This is a genomic window from Rhizobium sp. 01T444 (genome assembly GCF_056398305.1).
In genome coordinates this window covers 1-518 of record NZ_JBFTPD010000422.1, presented here as the reverse complement: position 1 = coordinate 518, position 518 = coordinate 1, and the positions used below count along the sequence as shown (strand labels likewise).

General features: G+C 68.7%; 2 protein-coding genes. Both read left to right on the top strand.

Annotated features, from left to right (window positions below; all coding sequences use genetic code 11):
* A partial coding sequence (locus AC1DTN_RS39270; RefSeq protein WP_477925670.1) for a 2Fe-2S iron-sulfur cluster-binding protein occupies nt 1–204 on the top strand: 204 nt, incomplete at its 5' end.
* A 15-nt stretch (nt 205–219) separates the two neighbouring features.
* On the top strand, nt 220–518 hold a 299-nt coding region (locus AC1DTN_RS39265), incomplete at its 3' end, for a FadR/GntR family transcriptional regulator (RefSeq protein WP_477925668.1).

Sequence of the window (518 nt, the reverse complement as noted above, 5' to 3'; positions counted from 1 at the left end):
ATCCTCGACACGCTGCTCGACCACTCGATCGACGTGTCTTACGCCTGCACGGCGGGCGTGTGCGGGACCTGCCGCACGCAGGTTCTCGCCGGCGAGCCCGACCACCGCGACGACTTCCTCAGCGACGAGGAAAAGCAGGCGAACGACGCGATGATGATCTGCTGCTCCGGCTCGCGTTCGAAGACGCTGGTGCTCGATCTCTGACACGGATGCGGACCCATGACGACGAAGCTCGAACCGGCCGGCGAATCGCACGACAGCGCCGGCAACGGCGTGATCGCGGGCATCCTGGCCTATCTGCGGGACCGCCGCCTGCAGCCCGGCGACCGCCTGCCTTCCGAACGCGACCTCGCCGAGCGGCTGGGTGTCGGCCGCAACGCGGTGCGCGAGGCGCTCGCGACGCTGGTGACGCTGCGCATCGTCGAATCGCGTCCCCACTCGGGCATCTATCTGCGGCACGTCGAGCGCGAGAGCAGTTTCGAGGCGCTGGTGATGCTCACCGACATGGGCGCCACGCC